The sequence below is a fragment of the Azonexus sp. GW821-FHT04F04 genome (assembly GCF_059420025.1).
This window is the reverse complement of record NZ_JBWKSX010000019.1, coordinates 45,683-54,933: the sequence shown is the minus strand read 5'-3', so window position 1 is coordinate 54,933 and position 9,251 is coordinate 45,683. Positions and strand designations below refer to the sequence as shown.

Below are 9,251 nucleotides of genomic sequence, written 5' to 3'. Positions count from 1 at the left end.
GGACTGTCTGAGGGCGAAGCCCGAGTTCCGCAGCCCCCGCCAGCACCGAGTAGCGCAGGGAACCGGCGCAGCCGGCATCGACCCAGGGTCGCCTTCTTCTTTGGCTACTTTCTTCTTGGCGAAGCAAGAAGAAAGTACGCCCGCCAATAAGGCGGAAACCCAAGCCAATTAACCGGACAGCCGCCAGCAAGGCAAAACCAACCCGATCCCACGGTCAACCAGAAATTTTGCCCAATTTCAAAAGATACCTAACGGGTATCAATTAACCAGAAACAAGGTATTGGACGGTATCGGCAACCCACCCCTAGACTGATTTCCATTCGGCCATGCCCGATGACCAAACAATTTTCCTGCTCGCCTTGAAGACGGGCAGCCAAGCAAGGAGATGCCGTGCAGCTGATCAAGAATTTCATCAACGGTGAGTTCGTCGAGGGGACGGAAGGCAAGACCTTCGAGAAGCGTTCGCCGCTCGACAACAAAGTCATTGCGCAGGTTTCCGAAGCCGGCAAGGCCGACGTCGACGCCGCCGTGCGCGCAGCTCACGCCGCCCGTCACGGCGTCTGGGGCGGCCTGACGACCGACCAGCGCGTCGATCTGCTTTACGGCGTGGCCGATGAAATCACCCGCCGTTTCGAAGACTTTGTTGCCGCCGAAATGGCTGATACCGGCCAGCCGAACCATGTCATGCGCCATGTTTTCATCCCGCGTGGCGCAGCCAATTTCAAGGTCTTCGCCGACGTCGTCAAGAACGTCCCGAGCGAGTCATTCCAGATGGCCACGCCGGATGGCGCTGGCGCGTTGAATTACGCCATCCGCGTCCCGAAAGGCGTGGTCGGCGTCATCTCCCCGTGGAATGCGCCTTTCCTTCTCATGACCTGGAAGGTCGGCCCGGCGCTGGCCTGTGGCAACACCGTCGTCGTCAAGCCCTCCGAAGAAACGCCGCTGACCACCACGCTGCTCGGCGAAGTGATGAACACCGTGGGCATTCCGAAGGGCGTTTTCAACGTTATCCAGGGCTTCGGCCCGAACTCGGCTGGCGAATTCCTGACTCAGCATCCGCTCGTCGATGCCATCACCTTTACCGGCGAAACGCGTACCGGCACGGCCATTATGAAGGCCGCCGCTGAAGGGATGCGCGATGTGTCGTTTGAACTGGGCGGCAAGAATGCCGGCATCGTTTTCGCCGATGCCGACTTCGATGCGGCGGTCGACGGCATTTTCCGCTCGGCTTTCCTCAATTCCGGGCAGGTTTGCCTCGGTACCGAGCGCGTCTATGTCGAGCGGCCGATCTTCGACAAGTTCGTTCAGGCGCTCAAAGCCAAGGCCGAAGCCGTCAAGTTCGGCCGTCCGGACGACAAGAATGCCAACTACGGCCCGCTGATCAGCGCCGAGCACAAGCAGAAGGTCATGTCCTATTACGCCAAGGCTGCGGCTGAAGGCGCCACGGTGGTGACCGGTGGCGGCGTTCCCAACATGCCGGCCGATCTGGCCGACGGTCACTGGGTGCAGCCGACCATCTGGACCGGCCTGCCTGAAACGGCATCGGTCGTCCGCGAAGAAGTTTTCGGGCCGTGCTGCCACATCAGCCCCTTCGACAGCGAAGACGAAGTGATCAACAAAGCCAACGACAACGACTACGGTCTGTCGACGACGATCTGGACGACCAACCTGGCCCGTGCCCACCGCGTTGCGGCGCGTATTGAGGTTGGCATCACCTGGATCAATAGCTGGTTCCTGCGCGACCTGCGCACGGCCTTCGGCGGCTCCAAGCAATCCGGCATCGGGCGCGAAGGCGGCGTCCATTCGCTCGAGTTCTATACAGAAACCCGCAACATCTGCGTGAAGCTCTGAGGCCAACCATGGACCAACAAAAAATCACCGCCTACGGCGACGAGCTTTACGAAGCCTGGCTCGCCTGCCGCCCGGTGCGCCCGCTACTCGAACGCGAGCCGGACATCACCATCGAGGACGCCTACCGGATTCAGGAACGCTTCGTCGCTCGCCGCGTGCAGGCTGGCGAAACGATCATCGGCAAGAAGATCGGCGCGACCAGCAAGCCGGTGCAGGATTTCCTCGGCGTCTATCAGCCTGATTTCGGCATGCTGCTGTCCGGCATGGTCTATCAGGAAGGCGACACCATCGACCTCGCCACGCTGATTCAGCCCAAGGCTGAGGCCGAGCTGGCTTTCGTGCTCAAGGAAGACCTGAAAGGCCCGGGCATCACGGCGATGGACGTCATCCGCGCCACCGATTACGTGTTGCCGTGCTTCGAGATCGTCGATTCGCGCATCACCGACTGGAAGATCAAGATTCAGGACACCGTCGCCGACAATGCCTCCTGCGGCGTCTATGTGCTCGGCAAGACCAAGGGCGACCCGCGCAAGCTGGACATCACGCTGGCCGGCATGGTTCTGGAGAAAAACGGCGAACTGTTCTCGACCGGCGTCGGCGCCGCCGTGCAGGGCTCGCCAGCCAATGCCGTGGCCTGGCTGGCCAACACGCTGGGCGAACTGGGCATTCCCTTCAAGGCCGGCGAAGTCATCCTCTCCGGTTCGCAATCGGCCCTCGTGCCGGTGGTCGATGGCGACGAACTGGTGTGCACGGTGGGCGGCCTCGGCTCCTGCTCGGTCAAATTCGCCGGAAGGAGCAAAGCATGAGTATGGACATCACCCTCGGCCGCGACGCCATCGCCCGCCTGTGCGACCGCGTCGAGGCTGCGCAGAAGGGCGCCTACGCCATCCCCAAGCTGACCGACGATTATCCCGGCATGACCATCGGCGACGGTTACGCCGTGCAGCTTGAACTGCGCCGTCGCTTTCTCGCCCAGGGGCACCGGCAGGTCGGCTGGAAAGCCGGCCTGACCTCCAAGGCCAAGATGATCCAGATGGGCGTCAATGTGCCATCCATCGGCTTTTTGACTGACCGCATGGCGCGTCCCGAAAGCTCTGCGATCAAGACCTCCGACATGGTCCATCCGCGCGTCGAGTGCGAGGTGGCCTTCGTCACCAAGAAGACGCTGAAAGGCCCGAACTGCACGCGGCAGGATGTCTTGGATGCGACCGACTACGTGCTGCCGGCCGTCGAGATCATCGACTCGCGTTTCTCCGGTTTCAAGTTCGACCTTCCCAGTGTCGTCGCCGACAACGGTTCATCGGCCCGCTTCGTTGGCGGCGGCCGCGCCCGTTATCCGGCTGATATCGACCTGCGCACGCTCGGCGTCGTCATGGAGAAAAACGGCGAGATCGTCACGCTCGGCGCTTCGGCGGCCGTGCTCGGCCATCCGGCCGAAGCCATCGCCATGCTGGTCAATATCCTCGCCGAATTGGGCGAGGAATTGCCGGCCGGCAGCTTCGTGATGAGCGGCGGCATAACCGAAGCCATTCCGGTAAAGCCGGGCGACAGCATTGTGGCGCGCTTCCAGGAACTGGGCAGCGTATCGATGCGGTTCATTGAATAAATAAAAACAGGAGGAGACACGGATGCCAATCATAGAAATGCATCTCATGCAGGGGCGCACCAATGAGCAAAAACGCGCCGTGGCCGAAGCTGTGGCAGAGGCCGTGACGCGCACGCTGGGGGTGGGGCCGGAGCAGGTTCGCCTGCTCATCACCGAGCACAGCAGCGAGGAATTCTCGGTTGGTGGGGTGACGGCCGGGCGCAAGCAGGAACTGGCTGTAATGCAGGCCGCAATGCCGGCCGCAACATCGGCCAAAAAATCGTAGTTTTTGGAGAGCAACAAGATGAAAAAAATCAGATGCGCCCTGATCGGTTCCGGCAACATTGGCACCGACCTGATCTACAAGATTCAGCGCAGCCCCTTCCTTGAGCCGGTGTGGATGGTCGGTATCGACCCGGAATCGGAAGGCCTGGCCCGCGCCCGCGACATGGGCCTGAAAACCACGGCGGCCGGCGTCGACGGCCTGTTGCCGCACGTGCTGGAAGACAATATCCAGATCGCCTTCGATGCGACCAGCGCCTACGTGCATGCCGAGAACTCGCGCAAGCTCAATGAGCTGGGCGTCATGATGATCGATCTGACGCCGGCCGCCATCGGCCCCCTGTGCGTGCCGCCGGTCAACTTGAAATCGCATGCCGAAAAGGTCGAGATGAATGTGAACATGATTTCGTGCGCCGGGCAGGCGACGATTCCCATCGTCTTCGCCGTGTCGCGCATTCAGGCCGTCGGCTATGGCGAAATCGTCGCCAGCCTCGCCTCGAAGTCGATTGGCCCGGGCACCCGCGCCAATCTCGATGAATTCACCTACACCACCTCGAACGCCATCGAAGTCGTTGGTGGGGCGCGCAAGGGCAAGGCGCTGGCCATCATCAACCCGGCCGAGCCGCCGATGATGATGCGCAACACCATTTCCTGCCTGACCGACGACGAGCCGGATCAGGCAAAGATCACCGAATCCGTGCTCGAAATGATCAAGGAAGTGCAGAAGTACGTGCCGGGTTACCGGTTGGTCAATGGCCCGCTGTTCGATGGCAAGCGTGTCACGGTCTTCATGGAAGTCGCCGGCCTCGGCGATTACCTGCCCAAGTACGCCGGCAATCTCGACATCATGACCGCCGCCGCGACGCGAACGGCCGAAATGTTCGCCCAGGAAATCATCGCTGGCGCGATCCAGCTCAAGTCACCGGAGGTCGCGTAATGAGCGCCGAGCAAAGTCTCAAGGGTCGCAAGATCATCATCCACGACATGTCCCTGCGCGACGGCATGCACGCCAAGCGCGAGCAGATGAGCATCGAGCAGATGGTGACCATCGCCACGGTGCTCGACGAGGCCGGCGTGCCGATGATCCAGGTCACGCACGGCGCCGGCATGGGCGGCAACTCGCTGCAGCACGGCTTTGCGCCGCACAGCAACGAGGAGTACATCACGGCCGTGGCGTCGCGGATGAAGCAGGCCGTGGTGTCGGTCCTCCTCATTCCTGGCCTGGGCACGATGAAGGAACTCAAGTCGGCCTACGACTGTGGCGCGCGCAGCGTGCACGTCGCCACCCACTGCACCGAAGCCGACACTTCTCCGCAGCACATTGCCTTCGCCCGCAAGCTCGGCATGGATACCACCGGTTTCCTCATGATGGCCCACCTCAATACGCCGGAAGGGTTGGCACAGCAGGGCAAGCTCATGGAATCCTACGGCGCGCAGACGGTGTACATCACCGACTCGGCCGGCTACATGCTGCCGGCCGACGTCAAGGCGCGGGTTGCGGCCTTGCGTGCCGTGCTCAAGCCGGAAACGGAAATCGGCTTCCATGGCCATCACAACATGGGCATGGGCATCGCCAATTCCATCGCCGCTATCGAGGAGGGCGCCAGTCGCATCGACGCTTCTGTCGCCGGACTCGGCGCCGGGGCCGGCAATACACCGCTCGAAGTGTTTGCCGCTGTTTGCGAGCGGATGGGCATCGAAACCGGTTGCGACCTGTTCAAGCTCATGGACATGGCCGAAGACATCATCGTGCCGATGATGGATCACATGGTTCGCGTCGATCGTTCGTCGCTGACGCTGGGCTTTGCCGGCGTCTATTCGACTTTCCTGCTCCACGCCAAGCGGGCTGCCGAGCGTTTCGGCGTCCCGTCGCGTGACATTCTGGTCGAGCTGGGGCGCAAGAAAATGATCGGCGGTCAGGAAGACATGATCGTCGATACGGCGATGACCATGGCCAAGGAACGCGGATTGCTCAAGGACGCGGCCGCCTGATTGGCGCCGGTAACAGGAGAAGAAATAATGGCAGAAGTCAGGGAATGGGTCGTCGTCGTTGGTGCCACCGGTGCTTTCGGCTCGGTCATGGTCGAACGCTTTCTTGCCCGCGGGCTGGGCGTGCTCGCCGTGGCGCGCAGTGCGTCGTCGCTGGCCGAACTGGCCGCGAAAAATCCGGGGCTGGTGCCCTGCGCGGCGGATATTTCCGATGACGCCTCCATCGAAATCATCAAGGCAGCGTTGTCCGGCCCGGTACGCATGGTCGTCCATGGCCCCGGCGTGGCGGTGGGCGGTGGCGTACTGACCATCGCCACCCAGGCGATGGTCGATGCGGTCAACATCAAGGTCGGTGGCTTCCTGCGGCTGGTGCGTGCAGTCGACGGGCACCTGTTGCCCAATTCGCGATTGGTCGCCATCGGCGGCCACTACGGTTTTGAGCCGACGGCCTACGCCGCCGCGGCCGGGGTCGGCAATGCCGCACTGGTCAATGTCGTGCGCCAGATGAGCCTGGCCTACGGGGCGCGCGGCATCACGGCGCACCTCGTCGCACCCGGCCCGGCCGATACCGAACGCCTGCGCCGGGTAGCGGCCGATCGCGCCAGGATGCTAGGCACGACGGTTGAAGCGGTCATGGACAGCATGCGGGGAGAGTCGTCGATTGGTGCCTTTACCGAACCGGGCCAGATAGCCTGGGCGCTCGAAATGTTGCTGGCGCCGGAGGCTTCGGCGATGACTGGTTCGTCGTTGATGCTCGATTCAGGCCGTCGCCACGGTCTACCGTAAAAAAGGGCCAAAATCGAAATGCCGATTCTCAACTTCCATCTCGTCCAGGGGCAGCATGCGCCGGCTCAAGTTGAAACCCTGCTGCTCAAAGCCAGCGCCTTGTTTGCCGAAGTGCTGGCTTGCCCGATCGAGCGCATCCGCGTGTTCGCTACAGAACATCCGCCGCAGCACGTCTGCATCGGTGGCCAACTGGTTAACCGGCAGGCGCAGGTCGCGCCGTATTTTTCCTTCATCGTCCTCGAGGGCCGTTCCCAGGCCGATCGCCAGCGCCTGCTCAGCGGTTTCACCGATCTCGTCGTCGACATTCTCGGCGCCCCGCGCGCCAATGTTCGGGGCGGTATCGTTCCGGTGGCGCCGTCTGACTGGAGCATTGGCGGTGTACTGGCCAGCGAGTTGCGGCAGGCCGAAATCGAAGCGCGGCGGCTGGCGGGGACAGCTGCGCCATCCTGACGATCTGCCCCTGTACGCTGGCCAGCCTGCGCTACCAGCGCCTTCCACGGCGACCCCATAGGCGCCCGGGCTTGACCGTTTTGCTGGAAAACCGGATTCCCACGGTCAACCGGAAAAAACGGCTAAAAATGAAATCTGCCGATTGTTCCCACCGGCCTCGTTCCCGTCACTCCCGCGGCCTCGACACGGCCCGGGACTCCGCTTCGCGGCTGGCGAAGCGGGAGTTGAGGGTGCTGGATTCCCGCTTGCGCGGGAATGACGGCGCCCAGATTCAGTCCGGGGTGTTTTATCGGGCCCCTTGAGAGGTGCCGAGCAACGCAGGGAATCGGCTCAGCCGGTATCGACCCAGGGTCGCCGTCTTCTTTGGCTAACTTTCTTCTTGGCGAAGCAAAAGAAAATACGCCCCCCAGCAAGGCGGAACCCGAAGCCCATTAAACCGACAACTGCCTAGCAATCAGCAAGATTGCTGCCGTTACCCTTTTTCCCCCGCCGGATGCGCCACCTTCTTCCCGGACAGCCGATAAGCCACCCGCGCCCGCGTCGTGCCAAGTATCTTGGCTGCGCCGGAAACATTGCCCTGTGCCAGATGCAGAGCCTGCCCGATGGCATCTTCCTCCAGGCTATCCAGTGAAAGCTTCCCCGAGGCGAGCGCATCCCGGAGCAGAGCAGACAGATTCGGGGCGTCGGCCGGCGGTTCCGGTCGGCTGACAGCAGCTGCCGTCCGGGCCGGATCACGCCGGATATTCTCGCCGCTGGTAAACAGGTGCGAGATGTCGATGCCCCCATCCTCCGGGGCCAGAATAACGCCGCGCTCAATGAGGTTTTCCAGCTCGCGGATATTGCCCGGCCACGAGTAGAACAGCAGCGCTTCGAGCGCCGCCTCGGTGAAGCCCGTTACTTTGCGCTTGTGCAGGGCGCAATAGCGGTTGAGGAAGTGTTCGACGAGCAGCAGGATGTCTTCCTTGCGCTCGCGCAGCGGCGGGATATTGACCGGGAAGACATTGAGCCGATAAAACAGATCGTCGCGGAATTTGTCGGCTTCAACGAGATCACGCAGGTTTTCGTTGGTCGCAGCCACCACGCGGACGTCGACCTTGCGTACCCGCGTGTCACCAATGCGCTCGATTTCGCCTTCCTGCAGCGCCCGTAGCAGCTTGCCCTGGGCAACCAGGCTCAGTGTGCCGATTTCGTCGAGGAAGAGGGTGCCGCCGTCGGCTCGCTCGAAGCGGCCGGGGCGTGACTGGCTGGCGCCGCTGAAGCCGCCTTTTTCAACACCGAAAAGCTCTGATTCGATCAGTTGTTCGGGAATGGCGGCGCAGTTGATGGCGATGAAGGGCTGTTCAGCGCGGTCGCTGATGTTGTGCAGGGTGCGCGCGAACTGTTCCTTGCCGACACCGCTTTCACCGAGAAAGAGCACTGTGGCCCGCGTCGGCGCGACACGCTGGATCATGTGGCAGACGGTATTGAAGCCAGAGGAGACGCCGACCAGATCGATCTTGTCGCTGACCTCGCCGGCGCTGGCATCGCTGCGCGGGAAGGCGAATTTCTTGTTACTCGGACTCTGCACGAAATCCTGCGCCTGCAGATAGCGAAAATCGGCATCCGGGTCGTCCCATTGGTCGAGCGCTTTGCCGACGATCTTGCAGGCCGGGGCCCCCATGGCCTTGCATTCGACTTCACGGACCAGCATCTGGCGGCCGAGGAAACTGCTCAGGTAGCCGTTGGCGTAGCCTTGTTGCAGCCAGCAGACTGGCGTGTTGCTGTCGCCAAAGGTGGCCAGGTGCTGTTCGGCTTCGGCCGAATTGCGCCAGATGAATTCGCCATAGAAATGCCCGGTTTCGACGTCAACGTCGAGGGCAAGGGTTTCCACCGAGACAAAGCCCTCCAGCGCGTGCATTTGCGGGCCCACGGCAAAGGAATCGAAGTCGTTGCTGTCCGGGCGAATGCGGCGGACCATTTCGGCATCGCGCGCGCCCGACTGGTAGCCCATGCGGGTAATCAGTCCCCGTGCTTTCTCGATGCCGACAGTTTCGATCAGCTCGCGCCGGATGGCGCCCAGCGATGAGTTGTGGAGCAGCACCATGCGCCGGTCGTCGAACCAGACTTCGCCCTTGCCCGGGACGAAACGCAGGCGTGCGGCGAGGTCGTCGATGTCGGGCAGGCGATGCTGGTCGTGGGCGCTCGGGCGCTGCAGGCGAATGCCCTTGTGCTGCACTGATTCCTGCATCGATTTATGGCCGTTGTCCATGCGGGTTCCTTCGCTGCGCTCGTCGTCTGCCAACGCTAAGTGACAGGATTCAAAACGCCG

9 protein-coding genes are annotated in these 9,251 nt (G+C 62.3%); 8 read left to right on the top strand and 1 reads right to left on the bottom strand.

The window, feature by feature from the left end:
- Nucleotides 1-390: 390 nt before the first annotated feature.
- The 8 genes from AC07TV_RS22245 to AC07TV_RS22210 are packed head-to-tail and all read left to right on the top strand — an operon-like array spanning nt 391 to nt 6,943.
- Nucleotides 391-1,851, top strand: coding sequence for a 2-hydroxymuconic semialdehyde dehydrogenase (locus AC07TV_RS22245; RefSeq protein WP_494650560.1), 1,461 nt, complete (start codon nt 391-393; stop codon nt 1,849-1,851).
- 8 nt (nt 1,852-1,859) lie between these two features.
- Nucleotides 1,860-2,657: a 2-oxopent-4-enoate hydratase gene (gene dmpE, locus AC07TV_RS22240; RefSeq protein WP_494650559.1), complete on the top strand. Its 798-nt coding sequence runs from the start codon at nt 1,860-1,862 to the stop codon at nt 2,655-2,657.
- Entirely contained in the window at nt 2,654-3,457 is an 804-nt protein-coding gene (gene dmpH / locus AC07TV_RS22235; RefSeq protein ID WP_494650558.1) for a 2-oxo-3-hexenedioate decarboxylase, read from the top strand. Before dmpE ends, dmpH begins: the two co-directional genes overlap by 4 nt.
- Before the next feature lie 22 nt (nt 3,458-3,479).
- Entirely contained in the window at nt 3,480-3,722 is a 243-nt protein-coding gene (locus AC07TV_RS22230; RefSeq protein WP_494650556.1) for a tautomerase family protein, read from the top strand.
- Nucleotides 3,723-3,740: 18 nt separating this feature from the next.
- Complete coding sequence (locus AC07TV_RS22225; protein WP_494650555.1) at nt 3,741-4,655, top strand: acetaldehyde dehydrogenase (acetylating); 915 nt, start codon at nt 3,741-3,743, stop codon at nt 4,653-4,655.
- Nucleotides 4,655-5,710, top strand: a complete 1,056-nt coding sequence (gene dmpG / locus AC07TV_RS22220; protein ID WP_494650553.1) for a 4-hydroxy-2-oxovalerate aldolase — start codon at nt 4,655-4,657, stop codon at nt 5,708-5,710. Before AC07TV_RS22225 ends, dmpG begins: the two co-directional genes overlap by 1 nt.
- 27 nt (nt 5,711-5,737) lie before the next feature.
- Nucleotides 5,738-6,493, top strand: coding sequence for an SDR family oxidoreductase (locus tag AC07TV_RS22215; RefSeq protein ID WP_494650552.1), 756 nt, complete (start codon nt 5,738-5,740; stop codon nt 6,491-6,493).
- 18 nt (nt 6,494-6,511) lie between these two features.
- Nucleotides 6,512-6,943, top strand: coding sequence for a tautomerase family protein (locus AC07TV_RS22210; RefSeq protein ID WP_494650551.1), 432 nt, complete (start codon nt 6,512-6,514; stop codon nt 6,941-6,943).
- Between the two features lie 472 nt (nt 6,944-7,415).
- Here AC07TV_RS22210 and AC07TV_RS22205 read toward each other — a convergent pair whose 3' ends face one another.
- Complete coding sequence (locus tag AC07TV_RS22205) at nt 7,416-9,191, bottom strand: sigma 54-interacting transcriptional regulator (protein WP_494650549.1); 1,776 nt, start codon at nt 9,189-9,191, stop codon at nt 7,416-7,418.
- Nucleotides 9,192-9,251: the final 60 nt, after the last annotated feature.

Excerpts from the sequence above, each read along its gene's own strand:
- AC07TV_RS22225 (WP_494650555.1), top strand. The coding sequence starts at position 3,741 with ATGAAAAAAATCAGATGCGCCCTGATCGGTTCCGGCAACATTGGCACC.
- AC07TV_RS22215 (WP_494650552.1), top strand. The coding sequence starts at position 5,738 with ATGGCAGAAGTCAGGGAATGGGTCGTCGTCGTTGGTGCCACCGGTGCT.
- AC07TV_RS22230 (WP_494650556.1), top strand. The coding sequence starts at position 3,480 with ATGCCAATCATAGAAATGCATCTCATGCAGGGGCGCACCAATGAGCAA.
- dmpH (WP_494650558.1), top strand. The coding sequence starts at position 2,654 with ATGAGTATGGACATCACCCTCGGCCGCGACGCCATCGCCCGCCTGTGC.
- AC07TV_RS22210 (WP_494650551.1), top strand. The coding sequence starts at position 6,512 with ATGCCGATTCTCAACTTCCATCTCGTCCAGGGGCAGCATGCGCCGGCT.
- AC07TV_RS22205 (WP_494650549.1), bottom strand. The coding sequence starts at position 9,191 with ATGGACAACGGCCATAAATCGATGCAGGAATCAGTGCAGCACAAGGGC.
- dmpE (WP_494650559.1), top strand. The coding sequence starts at position 1,860 with ATGGACCAACAAAAAATCACCGCCTACGGCGACGAGCTTTACGAAGCC.
- dmpG (WP_494650553.1), top strand. The coding sequence starts at position 4,655 with ATGAGCGCCGAGCAAAGTCTCAAGGGTCGCAAGATCATCATCCACGAC.